Origin of the sequence: Streptomyces tendae (genome assembly GCF_014650435.1) — a bacterium.
In the GTDB taxonomy this organism is placed as follows: domain Bacteria; phylum Actinomycetota; class Actinomycetes; order Streptomycetales; family Streptomycetaceae; genus Streptomyces; species Streptomyces tendae.
The window spans coordinates 463036-488081 of record NZ_BMUY01000005.1 but is presented as its reverse complement, the minus strand read 5'-3'; the positions used below and the strand labels follow the sequence as shown (position 1 = coordinate 488081).

26 protein-coding genes and 1 pseudogene are annotated in these 25046 nt (G+C 72.6%); 16 read left to right on the top strand and 11 right to left on the bottom strand.

The features are described 5' to 3' along the window. Nucleotides 1–14 precede the first annotated feature (14 nt). Together IE258_RS17060 and IE258_RS17055 are read right to left on the bottom strand one after the other, a co-directional pair. On the bottom strand, nt 15–2729 hold the full coding sequence (locus tag IE258_RS17060) for a helix-turn-helix transcriptional regulator (protein ID WP_229892151.1): 2715 nt from the start codon (nt 2727–2729) through the stop codon (nt 15–17). Nucleotides 2730–2797: 68 nt separating this feature from the next. Further along, nucleotides 2798–3406 (bottom strand): ATP-binding protein, encoded by a 609-nt coding sequence (locus IE258_RS17055; protein WP_189744318.1) that lies wholly within the window; start codon nt 3404–3406, stop codon nt 2798–2800. Nucleotides 3407–3729: 323 nt separating this feature from the next. Here IE258_RS17055 and IE258_RS42040 point away from each other — a divergent pair. Both IE258_RS42040 and IE258_RS17050 read left to right on the top strand, forming a co-directional pair. Then, nucleotides 3730–3804 (top strand): annotated as a pseudogene (locus IE258_RS42040) (hypothetical protein); the annotation flags it as partial. A gap of 82 nt (nt 3805–3886) precedes the next feature. Continuing rightward, nucleotides 3887–4120, top strand: a complete 234-nt coding sequence (locus tag IE258_RS17050; RefSeq protein ID WP_189744316.1) for a hypothetical protein — start codon at nt 3887–3889, stop codon at nt 4118–4120. Here IE258_RS17050 and IE258_RS17045 read toward each other — a convergent pair. Beyond that, nucleotides 4075–4842, bottom strand: a complete 768-nt coding sequence (locus IE258_RS17045; protein ID WP_229892149.1) for a TetR/AcrR family transcriptional regulator — start codon at nt 4840–4842, stop codon at nt 4075–4077. The two genes, IE258_RS17050 and IE258_RS17045, sit on opposite strands and share 46 nt — an antisense overlap. Before the next feature lie 46 nt (nt 4843–4888). Between IE258_RS17045 and IE258_RS17040 the strand changes: the two genes are divergently transcribed. From IE258_RS17040 to IE258_RS17020, 5 genes are all read left to right on the top strand, one after another. After that, nucleotides 4889–5524, top strand: a complete 636-nt coding sequence (locus tag IE258_RS17040) for an ATP-binding cassette domain-containing protein (protein ID WP_308434184.1) — start codon at nt 4889–4891, stop codon at nt 5522–5524. Next, nucleotides 5521–6333 carry an ABC transporter permease gene (locus IE258_RS17035; protein ID WP_229892148.1) on the top strand — a complete coding sequence of 271 codons (813 nt, stop codon included), beginning with the start codon at nt 5521–5523 and terminating at the stop codon, nt 6331–6333. The genes IE258_RS17040 and IE258_RS17035 overlap by 4 nt, the downstream gene beginning before the upstream one ends. A gap of 8 nt (nt 6334–6341) precedes the next feature. Then, nucleotides 6342–7757 (top strand): carotenoid oxygenase family protein, encoded by a 1416-nt coding sequence (locus IE258_RS17030; protein ID WP_189744314.1) that lies wholly within the window; start codon nt 6342–6344, stop codon nt 7755–7757. Nucleotides 7758–8448: 691 nt separating this feature from the next. Beyond that, nucleotides 8449–9204 carry a HipA family kinase gene (locus IE258_RS17025; RefSeq protein ID WP_189744441.1) on the top strand — a complete coding sequence of 252 codons (756 nt, stop codon included), beginning with the start codon at nt 8449–8451 and terminating at the stop codon, nt 9202–9204. Continuing rightward, nucleotides 9201–9584, top strand: a complete 384-nt coding sequence (locus IE258_RS17020; RefSeq protein WP_189744312.1) for a DUF3037 domain-containing protein — start codon at nt 9201–9203, stop codon at nt 9582–9584. Before IE258_RS17025 ends, IE258_RS17020 begins: the two co-directional genes overlap by 4 nt. Nucleotides 9585–9644: 60 nt before the next feature. Here the strand turns inward: IE258_RS17020 and IE258_RS17015 are convergent, their stop codons facing one another. Then, entirely contained in the window at nt 9645–10406 is a 762-nt protein-coding gene (locus IE258_RS17015; protein WP_189744310.1) for a hypothetical protein, read from the bottom strand. Between the two features lie 266 nt (nt 10407–10672). Here IE258_RS17015 and fabG point away from each other — a divergent pair, with 266 nt between their 5' ends. The 5 genes from fabG to IE258_RS16990 all read left to right on the top strand — a co-directional run bounded on the left by fabG (nt 10673) and on the right by IE258_RS16990 (nt 15460). Continuing rightward, complete coding sequence (fabG, locus tag IE258_RS17010; protein WP_123622303.1) at nt 10673–11434, top strand: 3-oxoacyl-ACP reductase FabG; 762 nt, start codon at nt 10673–10675, stop codon at nt 11432–11434. Nucleotides 11435–11477: 43 nt separating this feature from the next. Then, the gene (locus tag IE258_RS17005; protein WP_189744308.1) at nt 11478–12239 is read left to right on the top strand and encodes an SDR family oxidoreductase; all 762 of its coding nucleotides are present in this window, start codon (nt 11478–11480) and stop codon (nt 12237–12239) included. Nucleotides 12240–12448: 209 nt separating this feature from the next. Continuing rightward, the gene (locus IE258_RS17000) at nt 12449–14035 is read left to right on the top strand and encodes an ABC transporter substrate-binding protein (RefSeq protein ID WP_189744306.1); all 1587 of its coding nucleotides are present in this window, start codon (nt 12449–12451) and stop codon (nt 14033–14035) included. 73 nt (nt 14036–14108) lie between these two features. Beyond that, nucleotides 14109–14792, top strand: a complete 684-nt coding sequence (ung, locus tag IE258_RS16995) for a uracil-DNA glycosylase (protein ID WP_161377171.1) — start codon at nt 14109–14111, stop codon at nt 14790–14792. Nucleotides 14793–14917: 125 nt separating this feature from the next. Continuing rightward, complete coding sequence (locus IE258_RS16990) at nt 14918–15460, top strand: hypothetical protein (RefSeq protein WP_189744304.1); 543 nt, start codon at nt 14918–14920, stop codon at nt 15458–15460. A 12-nt stretch (nt 15461–15472) separates the two neighbouring features. Here the strand turns inward: IE258_RS16990 and IE258_RS16985 are convergent, their stop codons facing one another. The 3 genes from IE258_RS16985 to IE258_RS16975 form a co-directional block, all read right to left on the bottom strand. Continuing rightward, on the bottom strand, nt 15473–15979 hold the full coding sequence (locus IE258_RS16985) for a hypothetical protein (protein WP_189744302.1): 507 nt from the start codon (nt 15977–15979) through the stop codon (nt 15473–15475). Between the two features lie 103 nt (nt 15980–16082). After that, nucleotides 16083–16595 (bottom strand): DinB family protein, encoded by a 513-nt coding sequence (locus IE258_RS16980; protein ID WP_189744300.1) that lies wholly within the window; start codon nt 16593–16595, stop codon nt 16083–16085. A 42-nt stretch (nt 16596–16637) separates the two neighbouring features. Then, complete coding sequence (locus IE258_RS16975; RefSeq protein ID WP_189744299.1) at nt 16638–17258, bottom strand: TetR/AcrR family transcriptional regulator; 621 nt, start codon at nt 17256–17258, stop codon at nt 16638–16640. A gap of 150 nt (nt 17259–17408) precedes the next feature. Between IE258_RS16975 and IE258_RS16970 the strand changes: the two genes are divergently transcribed. Both IE258_RS16970 and IE258_RS16965 read left to right on the top strand, forming a co-directional pair. Then, a complete protein-coding gene (locus IE258_RS16970; RefSeq protein WP_189744297.1) occupies nt 17409–18599 on the top strand; it encodes an FAD-dependent monooxygenase in 1191 nt (396 codons plus the stop codon). 13 nt (nt 18600–18612) lie between these two features. Then, nucleotides 18613–19518 carry a Gfo/Idh/MocA family protein gene (locus IE258_RS16965; protein WP_189744295.1) on the top strand — a complete coding sequence of 302 codons (906 nt, stop codon included), beginning with the start codon at nt 18613–18615 and terminating at the stop codon, nt 19516–19518. On the opposite strand, the gene lnt is transcribed toward IE258_RS16965, so the two are convergent. Beyond that, on the bottom strand, nt 19442–21016 hold the full coding sequence (gene lnt / locus IE258_RS16960) for an apolipoprotein N-acyltransferase (RefSeq protein WP_189744293.1): 1575 nt from the start codon (nt 21014–21016) through the stop codon (nt 19442–19444). The two genes, IE258_RS16965 and lnt, sit on opposite strands and share 77 nt — an antisense overlap. Nucleotides 21017–21166: 150 nt before the next feature. Here lnt and IE258_RS16955 point away from each other — a divergent pair, with 150 nt between their 5' ends. Beyond that, nucleotides 21167–21907, top strand: coding sequence for an SDR family NAD(P)-dependent oxidoreductase (locus IE258_RS16955; RefSeq protein WP_159324790.1), 741 nt, complete (start codon nt 21167–21169; stop codon nt 21905–21907). A 48-nt stretch (nt 21908–21955) separates the two neighbouring features. On the opposite strand, the gene IE258_RS16950 is transcribed toward IE258_RS16955, so the two are convergent. The 3 genes from IE258_RS16950 to IE258_RS16940 form a co-directional block, all read right to left on the bottom strand. Next, on the bottom strand, nt 21956–22135 hold the full coding sequence (locus IE258_RS16950; protein ID WP_127893888.1) for a hypothetical protein: 180 nt from the start codon (nt 22133–22135) through the stop codon (nt 21956–21958). Between the two features lie 63 nt (nt 22136–22198). Then, on the bottom strand, nt 22199–23074 hold the full coding sequence (locus IE258_RS16945) for an undecaprenyl-diphosphate phosphatase (protein WP_127893882.1): 876 nt from the start codon (nt 23072–23074) through the stop codon (nt 22199–22201). Nucleotides 23075–23237: 163 nt separating this feature from the next. After that, nucleotides 23238–23711, bottom strand: a complete 474-nt coding sequence (locus tag IE258_RS16940; protein ID WP_189744291.1) for a winged helix-turn-helix transcriptional regulator — start codon at nt 23709–23711, stop codon at nt 23238–23240. Nucleotides 23712–23870: 159 nt separating this feature from the next. On the opposite strand from IE258_RS16940, the gene IE258_RS16935 reads away from it, so the two are divergent. Further along, entirely contained in the window at nt 23871–25040 is a 1170-nt protein-coding gene (locus tag IE258_RS16935) for a thiolase family protein (protein WP_189744289.1), read from the top strand. Nucleotides 25041–25046: the final 6 nt, after the last annotated feature.

Below are 25046 nucleotides of genomic sequence, written 5' to 3'. Positions count from 1 at the left end.
CGAAGCCGCGGACCTCAGGGGGCCGTGCGCAGGAGGTCGCGGCGGGACAGGGCACCCGTCTTCCGCAGGGCACGGGCGACATGCTGCTCCACCGTCCGGGGCGAGAGGTGCAGCACCACCGCGATCTCACGGTTCATCAGGCCGCGCGCCGCGAGTTCCGCCACCTCGCGCTCCCTGGGGGAGAGCCGGTCGTCGAACGCGGGGCGGCCCGGCCGGCGGACCTCCGGGGGCTGGTGGGAGCGCAACAGGGTGCGGGCCCGGGCGGCGTCGTAGACCGCGCCGAGTTCCGTGTACTGCTCGACGCAGCGCCGCAACGACGCGACGGCGTGGGCCCGCCCGCCGTCCTCGCCGGCGGTGCCGTCCGCGCCGCCGCGGGCCGCCTCGTCGGGCGCACCGGAGTGTTCCGCGCCGTCGAGGAGTGAGCAGCGAGCCGCGCCCTCGGTCGTCAGGGCCCAGGCGTAGGGGCGGGACAGCTCCCGGTAGGCGGCCGCGGCCTGCCGGTACGACCCGGCCGCTTCCGGGCGGCGGCCCTCGCGCTCCTCCAGCGCGGCCCGGCTCCAGGCGACGGCGGCCCGGGCGGACGGCGCGTCCTGACCCGCCAGCCCCCGCACGAACTCCGCGGTCATCCGACGGGCGGCCGCGGCGTCCCCCGCCCGGGCCACCGCCTCGACCGCCCAGGGGGCCAGCTCCGCCGCCCACGCCCAGATGCCCTTCTCCGCCACGGCCGCCCAGGCCGCCCTGGCCTGCTCCGCCGCGGCCGGCGGGTCGTCGCGGACCAGGGCGAGACGGATCAGCGTGCCCGCCGTGGCCGCGGCCAACGGCATGCGGGTGCACTCCGGCGCGGGCGCGCCGAGCGCCGTCAGCCAGTGCACCGCCTGCGTCCAGTCCCCCTGGACGAAGGCCAGCATGCCCCGCACCAGGTGGGCGTCCGCCGCCACCACGGGCATGTCGGCCGTGTCCGCGACGAACCGCTCGCACCGCTCACCCAGCCCGTCCCACCGCCCGGCCCACCAGTCAAGGAGCAGCCGGGTGCCCTGCGCGGTCTGCTCGGTGTACGAGGCACCGATACGGGCAGCGAGGTCCAGCCCCGCCGACATCAGCTCCTCGCCCCACCGGTACGAGCCCCGCCAGAGGGCGGCGTCCGCGGCGTTGCACAGTCCGCGCGCCGCGTGCTCCCGGCAGCCGGCCGGGGGGCCGTCGACGGGCAGGGCCGCCACCAGTTCCCGGGCCTGCGGGTCACCGCAGGCGACGGCCAGGGAGGCGTGGTTGGCGGCGACGGCGGCCCGCGCCACCTCGCTGTCGCCGGCGCGGGCGAGTCCGGCCGCCCGGCGCAGCCACTCCCGGTGCCCCGCCAGCGTCCCGGTCGGCCACTCCGGCATGGCCAGCGCCACCATCGCCCGTGAGGTCAGCGCCGGACGCACCTCGCCCAGCTCCTCGACCGCCGCCTCCAGCTCGCGCATCCCGGCGGCCAGGTCCCCGACCTGGTTGGCCAGCATCAGGCCGAGGTCCAGGCGCAGTTGGCCCTTGACGTCCACCGGCAGGCCGGGGTCGCGGACGGCCTGCGTGAGCACCTCCACCGTCTGGTCGGAGCGCAGCCCGATGACGGCACTGCGGGCCAGCAGCGGCGCCAGCCGGGCCCGGTACCGCGCGGGGACCTCGGGCACCGCGAGCGTCCGCTCCAGGAGGCCGATCGCCTCCTGGTGATGTACCGCCTCCACCGCTGCCAGGGCGGCCTTCTCCACCGCCTTGAGCCAGCTCTTGCGCCGGCCCGCGGCCCCGCGGTGCCGGGCCACCTCCGCCCAGGGCACCGGCCGGCGGCGGGCGAGCACCCGCGCCGCCCGCCCGTGCAACTCCTCGCGCACCGGCCCGGGCACCCGCTCGCGCACGGCCGTCGCGGCGAGCGGCACGGAGAACCCGTAGCGCCCCTGCGACACCTCCGACAGCGCCGCCCCGGCCAGGGCCTCGAGCAACGCGGCACGGCCGCGCGCGCCGTCCATGCCCGCCACGGACAGCAGTTCGTCCCGGCCGGCCGGCTCGCCCAGCACCGCGGCCGCCCACACGACGGGCCGGTCCGCCGCGGTCAGCGCGTCGGTACGGCTCAGCACCAGTTCGGCCAGCCTGACCGGCACGCCGGCCGCGTCGATGTCGGCGGCCGTGCACCGGGAGCCCGTACCCGCGGTCAGCGCGCCGAGCAGGTCGGCCACCACCTGCGGCACCCCGCCGGAACACGCGTGCAGCCGGGTGACGGCCTCGTGCGTCGCCTGCTCGCCCAGGACCTCCGAGGCGGCCCGGCGTACACGGTCCACACCCCAGGCGCGCAGCCGGTGCCGGAAGACCGCGAGACCGGGGGGATAGGACACGGCCGGCGCGCCCAACGGCAGACCGGCCGTGCCCAACTCCTCGGGGCGGTAGGCCACCACGGCCGCCAGCCCCTCCCACGGCCGCTCCAGGACCTCGCGCAGCCACTCCCTCTCCTGCGGCGTGGCCCGGTGCGCGTCGTCGACCAGCAGCAGGGCGGGGCCCCCTCCCGTCTCCGGCGGCTCCTGCGCCGCGCCGCACCGCCACAGGGTCCGACGGGCCTCGGCCGCCTCCGGCAGACCGCTCAGGCCGTGCAGTGCACGAGTCTTGCCCAGGCCCGCGGAGCCCTCCACGAGAACCAGGACCGAGCCGTTCCCGCCGAGCGCCCGACGCAGGGGGGTCAGCCAGGAGGACCGTCGCACAGCGGTCATGTCGTCGACCATCGCTTTCCGTCGGCCCGCGCGGCCGAGGACGCGCCGCCCCGCTCCGGGCGAGCGTCCTAGGCGTACGGGACGTCCTGCTTCCCCATCCTGACCATGCGGACACCCGCCGCGGCAAGGGCCGCGCCCGCGGGCTCCACCATCCAGCGCGTGCTCCCCAGGCGTTCCACGGCCGACGACGGACCCGGGAAGGCCCCGCCGGGAAGCGTGACGACGGCCCAGTACCGCGGTCCGTCGGGTGTGTGCTCGGTGCCGTGCGCCGTGCAGTGGGCGTCGATCAGGGCGCGGCCCCAGCCGTCCTCCTCCCGGGCGTCGTGGGGGTCGGTCGCGTCGGGGAGCGCGCGACCGGCACGGGCGGGCGGCGTGGCGCCGCCGGGCACTTCGCACACGTCGACGATGAGCTGGTCGCCGTCCACGTCGACGCCCACCGCGAGCCGCCCGGCCGGTCCGGGCGCTTCTCCGGCCGCCCGCCGTACCGCGCGGGCGAGCAGCTCGCCGCAGACCACGGTGAGTGACCAGGAGGAGTCCTCGTCCAGACCGAGGCCCCGGGAGAGCAGCGCCGTACCGACCCGGTGGCGGCCCTCGCGTACGGCGGAGGGCACCGCGGGAAGCAGGAAGGACGCCGTGTGCGACGCCGCGGGACACGGATCGAAGACCGAGTTGGGCAAGGCAGGCTCCCTGGTGCGACGAACGGCCGAAGGGGGGCACGCGCCGAGGCGCGGCCGGCCGATGCCGGCAACCTAGGGACCGCGGCCACCGCGCGTACATACGGGCACGGGCACTACGGATACGCAAGAAGGACGGCAGCACCGTCTGCGCCCGCCGCCGGGTCACCACCGACCCGCTGCCCCGGCGGATGATCCGCAAAAGGCACTGACCGGTCCGCACGAGGGTCGGTAACCCTCCACGGGGCAGGGGGAATTAGGGGTACCGGCGTGTGGCGGTCCTACCTGCAGTGCTGACATTCCCCCTGAGCGTCCGTGGAGAACCCATGCGTGTCCTGTTCACGGGGCAGTCCATGGTGGACGATCTGGTGGAGTTCGCGGGCCGGTGGCGGCCGGATCCGGTGATCTGGGACGCCCTCACCTTCGCCGGGCCGGTGGTGGCCCTGTCGTGCGGGGGCGGCGCATGCGCGGCTGCTCTTCGGGATGGATTACATCTCCCGCATGTACGGCTTCTGCACCGAGCTGCTGCGGCGTCAGCCGCTGGCCGAGCCGTCCTTCCTGGCCGCCGCACGGGAAGTCCGCGAGGACCAGCTTGCCGTGCCGAGCTCGAGCCAGGTGGTGCCGGAGCTGGAGAGGCGGGCGGCCGGCCATCGGTCCGTGCCCGGCGGGGCTCACTCCTCTTCGGCGGCCTCCCGCCGTTCGGCCTTCCGGCGCTGAATGCGGGCATCGAGGCCGTCCAGGAGCTGTTGGAGTCCGAAGTGGAAGTCGGGTACATCGGCGCCGCGCGCGTCGCTCGCCGGCCGCATCGCGCCCGTGCGCACGACATCGGTCAGGACGGGGAAACGCTCGGTGTCGATCAGGGTCTCCAGGGTCCGGACGTACTGTGCGCCGGCCTCCTCGGCGGGCACGCCGGTGCTCTCGGCTGCCTGCGCGACGTCGGTGGAGAGCCGGGCCAGGCCCGTGACGGCTCCGTTGAGGAAGAGGCTGGTGGCGAGCATCTCGTCGTGGGTCAGGCCGGTGTCGGCGAGTGCGCTCAGTGAAGCCTCCAGCCAGGACAGCTGGTTGGGGCCGAGCGGCGGACCGCTGACCTGGACCCGGAGCATCCACGGGTGTTGCTGGTAGCGGGCCCACAGGGCCTGCACCCAGAGCTCGATCCGGGCTCGCCAGCCCTGAGCCGCCGACAGGTCGGGCGGCGGGCTGGCAGCGGTGTCCATCATGACGTCGATGAGTTGGCTCTTGCCCGGCACGTGCCGGTACAGGGCCATCGTGGAGCAGCCGAGGCGGCCCGCCACCCGCTGGATCGACACCACGTCCAGGCCTTCGGCGTCGGCGATGTCGATGGCGGCGCGGACGATCTTCTCCACGCTGAGCGCGGGCTTCGGCCCGCGCCTGCGCGCGGCGCCGTCCCCCCACAGCAGGTCGAGGCTGTCGGTGGTCATGTGAGTCTCCCGTGAGGTTGACGCTCCGCACGTAACTGCGTATAGGATAAGCAGAACTGTTTACGCAGTAAACAGTTTCCAACTCCTGGAGCAGTTCGACCTGGTCGAGGCCGGTGACCGTCCCGTCAAGACGTACTCGGGAGGCATGCGGCGCCGCCTTGACCTCGCGATCTCCCTGATCACCGTGCCCCCCGTGCTCTTCCTCGACGAACCCACGGTCGGCCTCGACCCGCGCAGCCGCAGAACCATGTGGGACGCGGTCGAGGAATTCCGGGCGCGGGGCACGACGGTCTTCCTGACGACGCAGTACCTGGAGGAGGCCGACGAGCTGGCGGACCGGATCGCCGTCATCGACCAGGGCCGCATCGTCGCCGAAGGCACCTCGGCCGAGCTCAAGCAGGACGTCGGCAACGAACGCCTGGAGATGGGCTTCCGCGCCGCCGCGGACTTCGCGAAGGCCCGTGACCTGGCCGAGGGGGAGAGAGTCGTCTGCGACGAGGAGGCCATGACTCTCAGCGTCTCCACCGACGACATGCGCTACGTGATCTCGATGATGAGCCGCATCGAAGGCGCCGGTCTGGACATCGGATCGGTGTCCATGTCCAAGCCCTCGCTGGACGACGTGTTCCTCTCGCTCACCCAGCGCGACAGCACCGAGGAAGAAGGAGTCGGCGCCAAGTGACCACGGCCACACCCGAGGCGGGCGGCATCCCGCGAGTGCAGGGCTCGAAGGTCTACTGGGCCATCAGCGACTCCATGGTCATCAGCGGCCGGTACCTGAAACACATCGTGCGCCAGCCCGAAGAGATCTTCATGGCCATCATGATCCCGGCCATGATGCTGCTCCTCTTCCGCTACATGCTGGGCGGCGCGGTGGACGCCGGTAACACCACCTACGCCAACTTCCTGATGCCGGGCATCCTGGTCATCGGCGTGAGCCTGACCGCCGTGTCCACCACGGTCAGCGTGTTCATGGACATGCAGGAAGGCTTCGTCGACCGGTTCCGCTCGATGTCCATGCTGGGTGGATCGGTGGTCTTCGGCCATGTGGTGGCCGCCATGGCCCGCGCCGTCATCGGCTTCGTCGCACTGATCGGCATCGGCTTCGCGATCGGATTCCGCCCCTCGGGGGACGTCCTGCAGTGGCTGGCGGCCTTCGGTGTCCTCGTCGTCTTCGCCTTCGCCGTCGGCTGGATCGCAGGTCTGTTCGGCCAGATCGCCAAGAGCACGGAGGGCGCGAGCGGGCTGGCCATGCTCGTGGTCTTCGCGCCGTACGCCAGCAACGTCTTCGCCCCCACCGAGACGATCTCCGGGGCGCTCGGCACGTTCGTCGAGTACCAGCCGGTCACGCACGTCATCGACACCGTGCGCGCGCTGCTGCTCGACCAGCCGGTCGGAAACAGCGCCTGGCTCGCGCTGCTGTGGTGGGGCGGGATCGCGGCCGTCGCCATCCCGCTCTCGAGCCGGCTCTTCCGCCGCCGCTTCGCCTGAGAGCCTGCATGGACGCCGGACATCACGAAGGGCGGCCGGACGCGGTGGCGACCGACCTCGAGGGACATCTGACCCCGGTGACCGAGGAAGTGACCGCGTTCGACCTGCCCGTGAGCGGCCGCGTACCGGCCGAACTCAACGGCCGCTACCTGCGCATCGGCCCCAACGCACTCGGAATCGAGGACCCCGCCGCACACCACTGGATGCACGGCGAAGGCATGATCCACGGTGTGCGGCTGCGGGACGGCCGCGCCGAGTGGTACCGCAACCGCTGGGTACGCTCCGACGCCGTCCGGGCCAAGCTGGGCGAGCCGCTCCGGCGCGTCCGACCGGCCCACGGCACCGACTTCGCCTGCAACACGCACATCATCGGCCATGCCGGACACGTCCTGGCCCTGACCGAGGGCGGAGCAAGTCCGCAGGACATCGGCCACGAACTGCAGACCCTGGGGCCCAGCCCGCTCGGCGGTACGGCACCGGGCTTCACCCTCGCGGCCCACACCAAGCTCGACCCGCGCACCGGTCAACTGCACAGCCTGGGCTACCTCGCCGGGCATGCCTCCGTCCGGCACACGGTGCTCGACCCCGACGGCGCCCTGGTCGGCGTGCGGGACCTGCCGATGCCCGGCTGCCCGATGGTGCACGACTTCGCGCTGACCGAGGCTCATCTGGTGCTGTACGACGTGCCGGTGACCTACCAGCCCCAAGCGCTGGGCCGGGGCGCGACGATGCCCTTCGCCTGGGACCCGCGGCACCCGGCCCGGGTGGGCGTGGTACCACGCGGCTCCGGCGACGTGCGCTGGTTCGAGGTGACGCCGTGCTTTGTGTCGCACACCCTCAATGCCTACGAGGAGGACGGCCTGTTGGTCGTCGACGTGGTCACACTGCCCGACGGCTTCGACATCGCCGCCATGCGCGCCGACGGATACGGCGCCCTCGACCGCTGGACGATCGACCTGCGCGCGGGCACGCTGCACGAGCGACGCCTCGACGACCGGCCACAGGAATTCCCGCGGGTCGGCGAGTCGATGGTCTCCCGCCGCCATCGGTACGGCTACTCCGCCGCGACCGCCGCCCTGTACCGCAGGTACGTGCCCTTCGAAGGGCCACCGCCGGACGCGGCGTTCGACAACGCACTGATCAAACACGACCTCCTGCGCGGCACCTCGGAACTGCACCGCTTCGGGCGCGACGCGGCGGTGGGCGAGGCGGTGTTCGTGCCCGCCGGCGCCCCGCCGGCACTCCCCGCCGCCGATGGTGAGGACGACGGCTATCTGCTGGCCTACGTCCATTCTCCGGAACGGGGCGCCGCCGACCTGGTCATTCTCTCCGCCCAGGACTTCACCGGCGCACCGCTGGCCCGGGTCCACCTCCCGCGCAGAATCCCGCTGGGCCTGCACGGAAGCTGGCTGCCCGACTCCTGAGCTTGTTCTTCTTCCGGCCTCGAACGACGTGTCGTACTAGGCAAGCGTTCGCAGAAGCCGCCCGCGCATGGTGGGAGCCCCTGCTGGGCCGCAGCCCAGTGGTCGAGGGGGGTGCGGACCGCCGTTCACTGAGCTGCCGGCGGGGACGCCAGCCACTTGGCGATGCACTCCGCGATCAGGCTCGTCACCTCCGCGGCGTGCGGGAAGCACCATCCGCATGATCTCCTCGTCGCCCAGCACCCGCGACTCGGTACCGCTGAGATTCCGGAGCTGCGCGAGGAGTTGCTCGTCGTCGCTCAGATGATGGAACTCCTCGCTGCACGGAGAGCATCTCCACCGCCGACGGCAGCATCCGGGTCAGGGGCGAGAAGTAGCCGGCTGAGCCTCCGGCGTGCGGAAAGCAGACCAACCGCGACGAAGCCTCGGGGGACGGCGCAAACTGCCGTGTCCAAGGGGAGGTGCTGGGGCACTCCTCGCCGGCGATCACCCTCGGTTACTATGCACACTTCATGCCAGAGGCCCGGAGCAAGGGACGCACGGCCACCGACGGACTGTTGGGAAAGACGGGGAGCAGCATGCCGAACCAGACTCCCAGATTCTCCCCACGGCTGGTCCCGACAGGACCCGCTCCAGAAAAGGTCCGGGTGGTGGCCGTGGAACGTATGGCTGAGGGGGCAGATTGGCTGCGGAAATTCTGAGACACGTCACCGCCACCCGCTACATCACGCCGCTGCGTGAGGGCGGTTCGCTGCCGGGACTCGTCGAGGCCGACGACCTCGGGACCTACGTCCTGAAGTTCACCGGCGCGGGCCAGGGCCGCAAGACGCTCGTCGCCGAGGTGGTCTGCGGCGAACTCGCCCGCCGGCTGGGTTTCCGGGTGCCGCGGCTGGTGACCGTCGACCTCGACCCGGTGCTCGGACTCGGCGAACCCGACCAGCAGGTGCAGGAACTGCTCAAGTCCAGCGGCGGCACCAACCTCGGCATGGTCTTCCTCTCCGGCGCACTCGGCTTCGACCCGCTCGCCTTCGAGGTGAGCGCGGCGGAGGCCGGACGGATCGTCTGGTTCGACGCGCTGGTCAACAACGTCGACCGCTCCTGGCGCAACCCCAACCTGCTGCGCCTGCGCGGCGAGACCTGGCTCATCGACCACGGCGCCACCATGATCTGGCACCACAACTGGCCCGGCGCCGAGACCTCCGCGGCACGCCCCTACGATGCATCCGACCACGCCCTCGCGCGCTTCGCGCCGGACGTCCGCGGGGCCGCCGACGCGCTCGCGCCGCTGGTCACCGAGGAACTCCTGGCCGAGGTCACCGCCGAGATCCCGGACGTCTGGCTGCGGGACGAACCCGGCTTCGCCACACCCGACGACCTCCGCAGGGCCTACGCCGGGCCCCTGCTCGCGCGGGCCGCCACGATCCACGAACGCGTCAAGGGGGTGCGGTGAGCGACCGCCACGTCTTCGAGTACGCGCTGCTGCGCGTGGTGCCGCGCGTCGAGCGCGGGGAGTGCGTCAACGCCGGTGTCCTCGTCTACTGCCGGGCCGGGTCCTACGTCGGTGCCCGCACCCACCTCGACGAGGCCCGGCTGCTGGCCCTGGACCCGCGGGTGGACCTCCCCGGGGTGCGCGCGGCGCTGCGCGCCGTGGAGGGCGTGTGCGCCGGAGGGGACGCGGCGGGCCAGGCGGCCGAGGACGATCCCGGCCGCCGGTTCCGCTGGCTGATCGCGCCCCGGTCGACCATCGTCCAGCCGGGCCCCGTCCACACCGGCCTCACGGCCGATCCGGCGGCCGAGACGCAACGGCTCCTCGACCTGCTGGTGCGGTAGGGGCGAGGCCCCGCCCGGACGACGGGCACGGGGCGGGGCACGTGCTGCCCGGGGCGTGCCTCAGACGCGTCGGCGGCGCCTGATCACGTAACCCGCGGCGAGCGCGGCGCCGGTGACGAAGCTCAGGCCGATGCCGATGTCCCAGTCGCTGGGTCCGGTGCCCGAGGCGCCGCCCAGGCCGCCCTGGGTGCCGAGCGTCGGCGTCACGGCGGGCGAGGCCACGGGCGCCGGTGTGGTCACGGCCGGTGCCGGTGCCGTGGTGGCCGGTCGCGGCGCGGAGGTGGCGGAGATCGTCGGGCCCTGGTCCCGGCCCGGCCGTGCCGCGCCGCCCGCGCCGCCGTCCGCCTCCCGGACCTCACGGATCCCGCCCTGGTCGAAGGGGCCCTGGCCGGTGGCGTGGGACTGTCCGGGCCGGTCCTGGTCGATCCGGCCCTGGTCGGCCCCGTCGGGCCGGTGCTGGCCGAGTCCGCCGCCGTCGGCGCCGTTCTCGTCCGGTCGGACCTGGCCCGCTCCGCTTCCGTCGGGCAGGCCCCCGTCGAGTCGCCCGTCGTTGACTCCGCCCCCGTCGAGCCGGCCGTCGTCCGGCCGACCCTCCTCCAGCGGGGCATCGGCGGACGGGTCTTCGTACATTCCGTCGGGGCACGAGGGGTCCGGATCGCCCGGATCCTCCTCCAGCCCGACCGGTACCGCTTCCTGGTAGGTGAAGCTCCGGCAGTCCGACCCCAGGTTCGAGTCGAGGTCCTGGGCGGGTGCGGGGTTGGCCAGCGGCACGATCGCGGCGATCGCGACGGCTATGCCTGCTGCACCGGTACGACGGCGCATGGACGCCTCCTTTCCGGCCACGAGTGGCTCGCGCTTCGACGCTAGGGGCCCGGCGGCCGGGCGGCCCGCAGCGCTGGGCCGATCGGGCGACCGGGGCGGGGCGGCGCGCCGGGAGGGCCGGGTAATGGATCACACCGCACCGGTGTCCCGTTGACACCGGGTGCCAGGGCTTCTAGCGTCACGTCTGCGGAAGGTACTAAGCGGTCGCTCACCCGAGGGCGCACGCTCCGCACGGGCCGCATCCCCAGGACGAGGAGAAGCAGCGAATGTCCACCACTGAGCAGCGGGTCGCCGTAGTCACCGGAGCCGCGCGCGGCATCGGTGCCGCCACCGCCGTACGACTGGCGGCCGAGGGCCGCGCCGTCGCCGTCATCGACCTCGACGAGGCCGCCTGCAAGGACACCGTGGAGAAGATCACCGCGGCCGGCGGCAGGGCGATCGCGGTCGGCTGCGACGTCTCCGACGAGGCGCAGGTCGAGGCGGCCGTCGCGCGGATCGCCGAGGAGCTGGGCGCGCCGACGATCCTCGTCAACAACGCGGGCGTGCTGCGCGACAACCTGCTGTTCAAGATGAGCGTTTCCGACTGGGACACCGTCATGAACGTGCACCTGCGCGGCGCCTTCCTGATGTCCAAGGCCTGCCAGAAGCACATGGTGGACGCCAAGTTCGGGCGCATCGTCAACCTGTCCTCCTCCTCCGCCCTCGGCAACCGCGGCCAGGTCAACTACTCCGCGGCCAAGGCCGGTCTCCAGGGCTTCACCAAGACCCTCGCCAAGGAACTGGGCAAGTTCGGCGTCACCGCCAACTCCGTCGCCCCCGGCTTCATCGCCACCGAGATGACCAAGGCCACCGCCGACCGCGTCGGCATGGGCTTCGACGACTTCAAGGCCGCCGCCGCCACCCAGATCCCGGTCGCCCGCGTCGGCGAGCCCGACGACATCGCCAACGCCATCGCCTTCTTCACCGGCGAGGCCGCCGGCTTCGTCTCCGGCCAGGTGCTGTACGTGGCCGGCGGACCGCTCGACTAGGGACCACGGAGGCAAGGGAACACTGGGACCAAGGACCACTGACATGACTGAACTGCCCGAACTCTCCGGCAAGGTCGCGCTCGTCACCGGCGCCAGCCGCGGCATCGGCTACGGCGTCGCCGAGGCGCTCGTCGCACGCGGCGACCGGGTCTGCATCACCGGCCGCAACGAGGACGCGCTGAAGGAGGCCGTCGACAGGCTCGGCTCCGACCGGGTCATCGGCGTCGCCGGCAAGGCGCACGACGAGGCCCACCAGGCCGTCGCCGTCGAGCGCGTGATGGACGCCTTCGGCCGCGTCGACTTCCTCGTCAACAACGCCGGCACCAACCCGGTGTTCGGACCGATCGCCGACCTGGACCTGAACGTCGCGCGCAAGGTGTTCGAGACCAACGTGATCTCGGCGCTCGGCTTCGCCCAGCGCACCTGGCACGCCTGGCAGAAGGACAACGGCGGCGCGATCGTCAACATCGCCTCCGTCGCGGGCCTGTCGCCCTCGCCCTTCATCGCCGCGTACGGCGTCAGCAAGGCCGCGCTGATCAACCTCACCGCGCAGCTGGCGCACGAGTTCGCACCCAGGGTGCGGGTCAACGCGATCGCCCCGGCGGTGGTGAAGACCAAGTTCGCCGCCGCCCTGTACGAGGGTCGCGAGGAGGAGGCCGCCTCGGGCTACCCGCTCGGCCGGCTCGGCGTCCCCGCCGACATCGGGGGCGCCGCCGAGTTCCTCACCTCCGAGCAGTCCGCCTGGGTCACCGGTCAGACGCTCGTCGTCGACGGCGGCATCTTCCTCAACGCCGGCGTGGCCTGATCTCGCCCACGAGGACTCCGTGAGATCGATCCCGGACACGGGCGCCGTCGACGAGAACGGCGCCCGTGTCCGCGTATCGGAGACCGGCGCACGATGACAACGTAGTCATCCTCAAATGATCAAAACCCCTGTTCAGAAGGGGGTTCAGGGTGCGTGGCGCTGCGGTATGGTCTGCCGACCCTTGGTACGGCGGATCGAGGAGCGTGCGCGTGTTCAACCGGAAGCGAGGCCTGCGGCGGGTCGCGGCCATCGTGTCCATATCCTCACTGGTCACCGGATGCAGCATGCTGTCGTCCGACAGTTCGCAGGACGAGAAGCCGATCGTCGTGGGGACGACCAGCGCCCCCAGCACACTCGATCCGGCGGCGTCCTGGGACGGCTCCTGGGAGCTGTTCCGGAACATCTACCAGACGCTGCTCAGTTACCCCAGCGGCGCCACCGCGCCCCAGCCCGACGCCGCCGAGCAGTGCTCGTTCACCGACAGCACGAACCAGGTGTACCGCTGCGAGCTGCGCGAGGGACTGACCTTCTCCAACGGCGACCGCCTCGACGCCCGGGCGGTCAAGCACTCGATCGACCGGATCAAGGACATCAACGTCAACGGTGGTCCGGCCGGCCTGCTCGGCAGCCTCGAACGCGTCCAGGCGCCGAGCGAGCGCGAGGTGGTCTTCCACCTCAACAAGCCGGACGCCACCTTCCCGTTCGTGCTCGCCACCCCCGCCATGTCGATCGTCGACCCCGACGACTACCCCGCGGACGCCCTGCGCGAAGGCAGCGGTGTCGTGGGCTCCGGCCCGTACACCCTCCAGTCGTACGAGGACGGCGAACGGGCCGAACTCGTGCGCAACGACCACTACGAGGGCTTCGCCGAACGGCACAACAAGGCGGTGACCATCCGCTACTTCAAGGACTCCGCCGGCATGGTGAAGGCGCTGCGCGACGGAGACATCCAGGTGACCTACCGCGGCCTCGCCGCCGACGACGTCGTCACGCTCCAGGGCAAGGAGGGCAAGGAGGAGAACCTCCAACTGGTCGAGGGCAGCGGTACGGAGATCAGCTACCTCGTCTTCAACCCGGAGGACCCCTGGGCGGGACGCAAGGAAGTGCGCCAGGCCGTCGCCCAGGTGATCGACCGGACGATGATCGCCCACAAGATCTACCAGGACACCGTCGACCCGCTGTACTCGATGGTCCCCAAGGGCCTCACCGGCCACACCACGGGCTTCTTCGACGACTACGGCGACCCCAGCGTCCCCAAGGCCCGCGAGCTGCTGGAGGAGGCCGGCATCACCGACCCGGTCCCGCTCACCCTCTGGTACACCACCGACCGCTACGGCTCCGAGACGGCGGTGGAGTTCGAGGAGATCAAGCGGCAGCTCGACGCCTCCGGCCTGTTCAAGGTCACCCTCAAGAGCCGCCCCTGGAAGACGTACGTCGCCGGCTACCAGAAGGGCGAGTACCCGGTCTTCGGACGCGGCTGGTCCCCGGACTTCCCGGACGCGGAGAACTTCATCGCCCCCTTCGTCGGAAAGCAGAACGCGCTCGGCACGCCCTACCTCACCCCGGAGATCACCGGCGAACTGCTGCCGCGCTCACGCCGGGAGAGCGACCGCGCCAACGTGGAGAGGGAGTTCGAGCAGGCGCAGCAGATCATGGTGGACGACGCGCGGCTGCTGCCGCTGTGGCAGGGCAAGCAGTACGTGGCCGCCAGCACGGACATCTCGGGCGCCGAGCAGGCCCTGGACCCGTCCACGATCATGATGATGTGGCAGCTCGAACGGAAGACGAGCTGGTAGGCGCCCCCGTTGTCAGTGGTCGGCGGTAGGTTCTTGGGCAGTGGAAGCGACCGCACAGCGTAAGGAAGTCGACGTGACCGACATCGCCATGCTGCCCGAGTCCTGGCGCGAGGTGCTGGGCGGCGAGCTGCAACAGCCCTACTTCAAGGAGCTGATGGAGTTCGTCGAGGAGGAGCGGGCGAACGGCCCCGTCTACCCGCCGCGCGAGGAGGTCTTCGCCGCACTGGAGGCCACGCCGTTCGACCGGGTGAAGGTGCTGGTCCTCGGTCAGGACCCGTACCACGGCGAGGGCCAGGGGCACGGGCTGTGCTTCTCGGTCCGGCCGGGCGTGAAGGTCCCGCCGTCCCTGCGCAACATCTACAAGGAGATGCACGCGGAGCTGGACACCCCGATCCCGGACAACGGCTATCTGATGCCGTGGGCGAAGCAGGGCGTCCTGCTGCTCAACGCGGTCCTCACGGTCCGCGCCGGTGAGGCGAACTCGCACAAGTCCCGCGGCTGGGAGTTGTTCACCGACGCGGTGATCCGTGCGGTGGCCGCCCGGACCGACCCGGCGGTGTTCGTGCTGTGGGGCAACTACGCGCAGAAGAAGCTGCCGCTGATCGACGAGGCGCGGCACGCCGTGGTCAAGGGGGCGCACCCCTCCCCGCTGTCCGCGAAGAAGTTCTTCGGCTCCCGGCCCTTCACGCAGATCAACGAGGCGGTCGCGGGGCAGGGCCACGAGCCGATCGACTGGACCATCCCGAACCTGGGCTGAGCGGTTCCGGTCCCGGGCCGGTCCGTCGCCGACCGGCCCGAGCGCACCCCGGTGCCGCCTGACGGGCAAAGCGGACGCGTGCGGTTAGCGTCGTCGGGACAGCCGACGAGGGCACGGAGGACGCGGTGGCGAAGGGACAGGGGCAGGCGGCGCCCGATGCGGTGCTGACGCGGATCGGCCAGGTCGCCATGCTGCATCACGCGGGCGACCGCGAGGAGGCCCGGCACCGCTTCCTCGGCCTGTGGGCGGAGATCGGCGAGCACGGCGACGCCCTGCACCGCTGCACGCTGGCTCATTACCTGGCCGACACCCAGGACGACCCCGAGGAGGAGCTGGCCTGGGACCTGCGGGCCCTGTCCGCCGCCGAGGAGCTGACGGAGGACCTGCTCGCCGACCGGCACGAGGGCACGCCCGCCGCCCGCGCCCTCTACCCCTCGCTCCACCTGAACGTGGCGGCGGACTACGACCGGCTCGGTCACCGCGAGGCCGCCCGGCTGCACCTGTGGCGCGCCCGCGCCGCGGCCCACTCCCTCGCCCCCGGGCCCTACGAAGAGGGCGTACGCGCCTCGATCGACCGCCTGGAGCTGCGCCTCGACGGCACCGAACGGGGCACGGGCGGACCCGACCGCCCCGAGGGACGGGGCCGCCCACCGCGGCAGCGGCCCTAGGGAGGTGTCGTGTCAGCGGCCGTAGGCGTCCTCGCAGATGCGGGCCTCGGGGCTGCCGGGCCGCCAACCGCCGTACTGCTTGCCGAGGGAGCACACGTCCGCCTTGCCACCGGTGCGGTCGCCGGACGGGCCGGGCAGATCCGGCACCCGGGGCCCGGGCGTCGCGGGCGCACGGGTGTGCTCCGGTGCCGCCGGACGGGCGGGCCGCTGCTCGGGGGCGTGGGCGGCCGGGGGACGGTGCGGCGCGGCCGGGGTCGCCGGGGGCTTCGTACGGCGCGGTGTCCCGTCGGCACGCTCCGGGGACGGGGAGGGGCCGATCATCTCCAGCGCCTCCCGGGCCGGGGCCTGAACGACCCGGGGCTCGGCCGGACCCTCCGGACGCGGCGCGGACGAGCGGGCGCCCGCCGCCGACGGGTCGGCCGCGGCCGGGCCCCGGACCGTCGTACAACCGGTCAGGGCCGAGACAGCCACGGTCACCAGAAGCGTTGCGGTGGTCGTCGTTCGATGCACCCGCGCCACTCTGCTGCTTCGGGCCCTGCGACCGGCGCCCGACGAGCGGAGGTTGCCCCGCACGGGTGATCTCCGGCCCCGTACGGAGGCCCTGGGGCGACCGGAGGTGACGTCAGTCCCCGGTGGCTCCGTCCAGGCGCTCGCGGATCAGGTCCGCGTGCCCGTTGTGCCGCGCGTACTCCTCGATCATGTGAGTGTGGATCCAGCGCAGGGTGTAGCGCTCACCGGTGCGCAGGTGCCTGCCCCGGGTCGGTTCGCCCAGGGGTACGCCGGCCGCGTTGCGCCGGGCCGCCTCGATCTCGGCCTGCCAGGTGGCGCGGGCCTCGGCGAACGCGTCCGCCTCGGTGAGCCGGAACTCGCCCTCCGGGTCCTCGTCCGAGTAGTAGATCGGGCCCGCGTCCTCGGCCGCCAGCACCCTGCGGTACCAGCTGCGCTCCACCTCCGCCATGTGCCGCACCAGTCCCATCAGGGACAGCGTCGACGGCGCGACGACGGCCGTCCTCAACTGCTCGTCGGTGAGCCCCTCGCACTTCCAGTCGAGGGTCTGCCGGTGGTACTCGAGCCAGCCTTCCAGCATGGTGCGTTCGTCGGCGTCGGTCGCGGGTTCGCGGCGTTCGGTCGTCATCCCGGCATCCTCGCCCAGACCGGCCGTCCCCACCAGGAGTTTTCAGCTCGACGGCAGGTCGCCCAGCATGCCGTTCAGCAGCTCCCGCAGCCCCGAGCGCACCTCCTTCAGGCTCGGCACCTCGGCGTGGAACGACCCGGCCACACAGCTGAACATCAGACCGTCCGCCCAGGCGACCAGCGAGAGCACGTGACGGTCCAGGTCGGTCGAGCCCATCGCGGTGACGAGGGCGCCCAGTTGCTCGCGGAAGCGGCCGCCCGCCGCGTCGAAGTGCGCCCGCAACTCCGGTCGGCGGGTGGCCTCCAGCGCCAGCTCGTACCGGGCCAGCGTCAGCGCGCGGTTGCCGGTCAGGGCGCGGTGCGTCGCCAGCGCCAGCGCGTCCACCAGGGCGGCGAGCCCGGCGCGCGGGTCCGGCATCTCGTGCAGCGCCAGCACCCTGGACTCCCGGTCGGCCAGGCGCCGCACCGCCAGCTCCAGCAGCGCCTGCCGGGTCCGCGCGACGTTGGACGTGGAGCCCTGCGGGAGTGCCGCCCTCTCGTCGACCGCCCGGTGCGTGAGGCCGCGCATCCCGCGCTCGGCGAGCAGGGCCAGGGCGGCGTCGGCGACCAGATCGGCGCGGGAGGCTCCCGCCGGGAGGCCGGGGGACGCGGTGTGTGCGGACATGGAGATCAACCTACCTGCCCCACTACGGCTGTAGTACAGTCGACGTCAGGAGCTACTACAGCTGTAGTGAGCCACTGCAACTGTAGTGAACCCATGTGGAAGAGAACCGCATCGAAGAGAACCGCGTCGAAGAGAATGCCGAGGACAGTCATGACACGCACGAGGAGCGCCGTCGTGATCGGCGGCGGCATCGGCGGCCTGACCGCGGCGGCCGCCCTGCACCAAAGCGGCCTGCGGGTCACCGTCCTGGAGCGCGCCCCCTCGCTCCGCCCGATCGGCGCGGCCATCTCGCTGTCGCCCAACGCCCTGCGCGCCCTGGACGTGATCGGCCTCGGCGAGGAGATCCGCGACCTCGCCGCCTGGCAGGGCGACGGCGGACTGCGCACCCCCGGCGGACGCTGGCTCTCCCGGTCCAGCGCCGAGGCGGCGGCGGCACGCTTCGGCGGTCCGCTGGTGCTGCTGCACCGGTCCACCCTCATCGACAGCCTCGCCGCGCTGCTGCCGCCGGACGCGGTCCGCACCGCCGCCGACGCGACGGTGGCCGACCCCGGGGACCGCGACCGCCCGGCCACCGTCCGCACCCCGGCCGGTCAACTGGAGGCCGACCTGGTCGTCGCGGCCGACGGCATCCACTCGGTGGTGCGCCGCGCGCTCTTCCCGGACCACCCGGGTCCCGTCTACTCCGGCTTCACCACCTGGCGGACCGTGATACCCGTGCCGGGCGTCGAGTTCGCCTCCCACGAGACCTGGGGCCGCGGTCGCATCTGGGGCACGCACCCGCTCAAGGACGGCCGGGTCTACTCCTACGCCGCCGCCGTCACCCCCGCCGGCGGACACGCGGCCGACGAGAAGGCCGAACTGCTGCACCGCTACGGCGACTGGCACGACCCGATCCCCGCCGTGCTCGCCGCCGCCCGCCCCGAGGACGTCCTGCGGCACGACGTCCACCACATCGCGGAGCCGCTGCCGGCCTACCACCGCGGCCGGGTCGCCCTCCTCGGGGACGCCGCGCACGCGATGCCGCCCAACCTCGGCCAGGGCGGCAACCAGGCCATCGAGGACGCGGTCGTGCTCGCCCACCACAGCCGGGACCTCGCCGCCTACTCCGCCGCCCGGCTGCCCCGCACCACCGCGATCGCCCGGCAGGCCGTCAAGGTGGCCCGCCTCAACCTGATGAGCAACCGCGCCGGGATCGCGGTCCGCGACGCCGCGATCCTCGCCCTGTCCAAGGCCGGACCCGCCCTGTTCCTGCGCGGCTTCGACGGCATCGCCGACTGGCGGCCCCCGCAGCCCCCGTATGCTTCCCGGCGGACCCAGGTCGGCGAGCGTAACGAGCGTTAGAGGAGCACATCCCGTGAAGGTCGGCTGCATCGGACTCGGCGACATCGCGCAGAAGGCATACCTGCCGGTGCTCGCCGCCCTCCCCGGGATCGAACTGCACCTGCAGACCCGCACCCCCGCCACCCTCAACCGGGTCGGGGACAAGCTGCGCATCCCGCCGGCGCAGCGCCACGCCGACCTCGACGCGCTGCTCGCCCAGGGCCCGGACGCCGCCTTCGTACACGCGCCGACCGCCGCCCACCCCGAGATCGTGTCCCGGTTGCTGGACGCCGGCGTCCCCACCTACGTCGACAAGCCCCTCGCCTACGAACTCGCCGACTCCGAACGCCTGGTGACCCTCGCCGAGCAGCGCGGCACCAGCCTCGCCGTCGGCTTCAACCGGCGCCACGCCCCCGGGTACGCGCAGTGCGCCGAGCACCCGCGCGAGCTGATCCTCATGCAGAAGAACCGCACCGGACTGCCCGAGGACCCGCGCACGATGATCCTCGACGACTTCATCCACGTCGTCGATACGCTGAGGTTCCTGGTGCCCGGGCCGGTCGACGACGTGACCGTGCGCGCCCGCGCGGAGGACGGCCTGCTCCACCACGTCGTGCTGCAGCTCGCCGGTGACGGCTTCACCGCGCTCGGCGTGATGAACCGGCTCAGCGGCTCGGCGGAGGAGATCCTGGAGGTCTCGGGGCAGGACACCAAGCGCCAGGTGGTCAACCTCGCCGAGGTGATCGACCACAAGGGCCAGCCGACCGTGCGGCGGCGCGGCGACTGGGTTCCCGTGGCCCGCCAGCGCGGCATCGAGCAGGCGGTGCTCGCCTTCCTCGACGCGGTGCGCGCCGGCCGGGTGCTCAGCGCCCGGGACGCGCTGGAGACCCATGAGCTGTGCGAGCGGGTGGTGCGGGCCGTGCTCGACCGCTCCGCCTGAGCCGCACCGTCCGTACGCCCTCGGCAGCGCCCCAGATCGCGAGGGTCCCCAGCGCCGCGTACACCGTCCAGTCGCCGTAGCGGACGTACGGCGTGGTGCCGTGGGTGAGCGGGATCTCGTACACCCGCGAGGCGCTCGCGTCGGTGCCGAGCCAGGAGCCGATCCGGGCGCCGCTCGCGTCGTAGACGGCGGAGACCCCGGTCAGCGTCGCGTGCACCATCGGCCGGCCGGTCTCGGCGGCGCGCAGCGCGGCGAGCGAGGCGTGCTGCTCGGGCGCCCAGGTGTGCTGGAAGGTCGAGGTCGAGGACTGGGCGACCAGCACCTCGGCGCCGTCGGCGACGAGGCTGCGGCTCATGTCGGGGAACGCGCTCTCGAAGCAGACCATCGGCCCGATCCGCAGGCCGTCGCCCACGTTCATCACCACCTGCTCGGTGCCCTGCCTGCGGTCCTCGCCGGCCGCCTTGCCGACGGAGGTGGCCCAGCCGAGCACGGAACGGAACGGCACGTACTCGCCGAAGGGGACGAGCCGCATCTTGTCGTACCGGTCGCCGGTCGGACCCTCGGGGCCGACGAGCACCGAACTCTTGTAGATGCCGGGTTTGTCGGAGCGCCGTGCGTCCACGTTGACCAGGATGTCCGCTCCGGTCTCCCGGGACAGCGCGGCGAGTCGCCGGGCCAGGTCCGGGCGGTCGTCCAGGTCGAAGCCGACGCTGCTCTCGCCCCAGACGATCAGGTCGAGGTCCCGGTCCGCGAGCCGCCGGGTCAGCTGTTCCTCGCGGTCGAACCGCCGGTCGGCGCTGTCCGCCCCGGCGACGACGCCCGGCTGCACCACGGCGATCGCGGCCCGCTCCTCGGTGCCGGGGCGCGGCGACCAGACCCAGGCGGCCGAGGTGGCCGCGGCGGTGGCGACGAGCCCGGCCAGGGCGGGCACCCTCGCCCGGCGTACGGCGACGAGAACGGCGAGGGCGACGTTGACGGCCACCACCAGGAAGCTGAGCAGCCACACGCCGCCCACCGAGGCGAGCCGCAGCGCTGGGGTCACTTGCCACTGACTGGCGCCGAGCATCCCCCAGGGGCCGCCGAGCCCCTGCCAGGAGCGGACCAGCTCCGCCAGCAGCCAGCCCGACGGCAGCACCACCAGGGCCGCCGCGACCCGGCCGGTGGACGGCGCCCCGCCCAGCGTCCGGCGCACCAGCCAGCCCCACGGGACCCACAGCGCGCCGAGCAGCGCGGCGATGACGAAGGTGAAGACGTGCAGATTGGGCAGCAGCCAGTGGTGCATGGCGAGCACGAACCCGAACCCGCCGCACCACCCGTCGTACGCGGCCCGCCTGCCGCCCGGCGCGGTCCGGGCCAGCAGGATCCAGGGGACCAGCGCGAACCAGGCCCACCACCACAGGGCCGGGCCGGGGAAGGCCAGCACGGGCAGGGCCCCGACGAGCACGGCGACGGCCGAGCGCCGCCACGGGGAGGCGAGCCAGTGGTCGAGCGTCTTCATGGACTCCTCCCTACCGACGATCCCTACCCGTTGGTTCCCCCAGTGTGCCCACGCGACGAGGGCGAATTCAGTTGATCACACCGAAGCCTGTCCGGCGCGTGAGACCTCCGTCTAAGGTGATCGATGATCGATCAAATGTGGAGGTACCTCATGGCACGACCCATCACGGTGGTCACCGGCGGCAGCCGGGGGATCGGTGCGGCGACCTGTCTGCGCCTCGCGGCGGACGGGCACGATGTCGTCGTGGGCTACGCGCGCGACTCCGCGGCCGCCGAGACGGTCGTGGCGGGGGTGCGCGACGCGGGAGGCCGCGGGGTCGCGGTGCGGGCGGACACGTCCGTCGAGGCCGACGTCGAGCGGCTCTTCGACGTGGCGGAGGAGCGGCTGGGCCCGGTGACGGGGCTGGTGAACAACGCGGCCGTGACCGGCCCGCTGGGGCGGCTCGCCGACAGCGACACCGCGGACCTGCGCCGGGTCCTCGACGTCAACCTGCTCGGGGTGCTGCTGTGCGCCCGGCGGGCCGCGCGGCTGATGACGCCGCGGGGCAGCGGCGCGATCGTGAACGTGTCGTCGGGCGCCGCGACCCTCGGCAGCCCGGGGGAGTACGTGCACTACGCGGCGAGCAAGGCCGGTGTCGACGCGCTGACGCTGGGCCTGGCCAAGGAACTCGGCCCGGACGGGATCCGGGTCAACGCCGTCGCACCCGGGGTGATCGACACCGAGATGCACGCGGCGGCGGGCGACGCCGGCCGGGCCGCGCGGATGGGGGCGGCGGTGCCGATGGGGCGTGCGGGCCGGGCGGAGGAGATCGCCGCGGCGATCTCCTGGCTGCTGTCGCCCGAGGCGTCGTACACGACGGGGACGGTGCTCCGGGTGGCGGGCGGACGCTGAACGAAACCGGGGACGGGGTCGTCTGCGCGGCAGGGCGGCCCCCGCGGCTCAGGCCGCCTCGATGACCTCGCCGCGGATCGCGCTCGCCCACTCGACCACCAGCAGCTCGTACTCCACGCGCTCCTGCGCGGACAGGGTCCCGCCCGCGCGCCGCCACAGCGCGCGGATCTGATCGTTCAGTTCCGCGGCGGACCGCACGGAACCAGGCGTCACGTAATCGGGGGACATGCCGACAAGCCTAGGGGCAAGCACTGACACTGCGCTACCGGACGGCTACACAAGCGGTTCGCCTCAGCCGGCGGACTCCGCGGCGTGCGGGCTGAGTACCCCCGCCGCCACCAGGGCGATGATGACGACGCCGAGCGCGATGCGGTACCAGACGAACGGCATGAAGCTCTTGGTGGAGATGAACTTCATGAACCAGGCGATGACCACGTACCCGGTGGCGAAGGCGATGACCGTGGCGAAGAGCGTCGGTCCCCAGGAGACGTGGTCGCTCTCCATCGCGTCCTTCAGCTCGAACACGCCGGAGGCGAGCACCGCGGGGATCGCGAGCAGGAACGAGTACCGGGCGGCCGCCTCGCGCCGGTAGCCCATGAAGAGTCCGCCGCTGATGGTCGCGCCGGAGCGGGAGACGCCGGGGATGAGGGCCGCCGCCTGGCAGAGGCCGTAGATCAGGCCGTCCCGCACGCCCAGGTTCTCCAGCTCCTTGCGCTGCTGCGGGGCGCGGTGCCGGCCGCCCTTCTCGTCCCGGGCGGCCATCCGGTCGGCGATGCCGATGATCACACCGACGACGATCAGCATCGTCGCGGTGATCCGCAGGTCGCGGAACGGACCCTCGATCTGGTCCTTCAGCGTCAGGCCCAGCACACCGATCGGGATCGAGCCGACGATCACCAGCCAGCCCATGCGCGCGTCGGGGTTGTGGCGCATCGACTTGTCGGCGAGCGAACGCGTCCACGCCGAGATGATCCGCCCGATGTCCTTGCGGAAGTAGATGAGCACCGCGGCCTCGGTGCCGATCTGCGTGATCGCCGTGAAGGCCGCGCCCGGGTCGTGCCAGCCGGAGAACGCCGCGGTCAGCCGCAGGTGCGCGCTGGAGGACACGGGCAGGAACTCGGTCAGCCCCTGGACGAGTCCGAGGACGAGGGATTCAAACCAAGACATGGAGTTACGTCAGTCCAAGCGGCGATCGAGGAACGGCGATAAACGGTCGGCGGACACGCCGAACCGTCGCGTGCGGTGATCGGGACCTGGCGTGCCGAGGGGCAGCGTAGCGCCCCGAAATGAACCCGGAGCGACGGGGGTGAGCAGCGGGGGAGCGGCCCCCCTACGCCACCGCGGGGCCCGCCACCGTCCAGCCCGGGGTCTGAGGATGGGCGGTCAGGTCCTCGTGGCGGACGGTGTCGCCGCAGGCGGGACAGGTGACCTGGGGGACCAGTTCGTGGCCGCAGGCGTGCTCGATCACCATGGGGCGGTCGCCCTCCGCGCGCAGATGCCGGTCTCCCCACGCCATGAGGGTCATCAGGACCGGCTCCAGCTCGAGGCCCGCCCGGGTCGGCCGGTACTCGAAGCGCCGCGGGCGCTCGCTGTACGGCTCCTTGGCCACGATCCCCGCGTCGACGAGCCGTCGCAGCCGGGTGGCGAGGATGTCGCGCGGGGCGCCGGTGTTGCGCACCAGCTGGTCGAAGCGGCCGTTGCCGAGGCAGATCTCGCGCAGGACGAGCAGGGAGTACTTCTCGCCGACGAGCGCCAGGGTGTCGGCGATGGAGCAGGGGCGCGGGTTCTTGGGAGCGGCGGCCATGCCGGCCAGTCTAGGCGAGCAGAGGAAGAGGGTTTGAATTTCCAACCCGCCAGGATATGGTGAGTCCAGATTTCCTACTCACTGGTAGTCGCTGCTCCTCACCCACCGGCAGTCCGCCGACCACCGAGCACCGACCACCGAGCACCGGAGGCCCGCACCATGCGTGACGCAGTCGTCGTGGAAGCCGTACGCACTCCCATGGGCAAGGGCAAACCGAACGGAGCCCTCGCCCACGTCCACCCCGTGGAACTCCTCGCCCACACGCTGCGCACCCTGGTCGAGCGGTCGGGTGTCGACCCGGCGCTGATCGACGACGTCATCGGCGGCACCGTGGACCAGGTCGGCGAGCAGGCCATGAACACCACCCGCTACGCCTTGCTCTCGGCGGGCTTCCCCGAGTCCGTCCCCGCCACCACCGTGGACCGGCAGTGCGGCTCCTCCCAGCAGGCCGTCCACTTCGCCGCGCAGGGCGTCATCGCCGGGGCGTACGACCTCGTCGTCGCCTGCGGGGTCGAGTCCATGAGCCGGGTGCCGATGTGGTCGAACGTGCCGCCCGGCGCCGACCCGTTCGGTCCCGGAGTCGCCGCCCGCTATCCGGAGGGGCTCGTCCCGCAGGGCATCAGCGCCGAGCTGATCGCCGCGAAGTGGTCGCTCACCCGGGAGCGCATGGACGCCTTCGCCGTCTCCTCGCACCACAAGGCCGCGGCCGCCTGGGACACCGGCCGCTTCGACGCCGAGATCGCGCCCCTGGACGGTGTGTCGCGCGACGAGTGCGTGCGTCCGGACACCGGCGTCGAGGTCCTCGCCGGTCTCCGGCCCGCCTACCACGACCCGGCCTTCGCCGAACGGTTCCCGCAGATCGAGTGGAATGTCACCGCGGGCAACGCCAGCCCGGTCAACGACGGCGCCTCGGCCGTGCTGATCACGTCGAGCGAGACCGCGGCCCGCCTCGGCCTGCGTCCCCTCGCCCGACTGCACAGCTTCGCCGTCACCGGCTCCGACCCGCTCCTGATGCTCACCGGTGTCGTGCCGGCCACCGAGAAGGTGCTGCGCAGGGCGTCGCTCTCCCTCGGCGACATCGACCTCTTCGAGGTCAACGAGGCATTCGCGAGCGTCGTACTGGCCTGGCAGCAGGAGACCGGCGCCGACCTGGACAGGGTCAACGTGCACGGCGGGGCCATCGCGCTCGGTCATCCCCTCGGCGCCAGTGGCACCCGCCTGACCACCACCCTCGTGCACGCCCTGCACGAACGCGGCGGCCGCTACGGCCTGCAGACCATGTGCGAGGCCGGCGGCCTCGCCAACGCCATGATCCTGGAAGCGGTCTAACGCCTC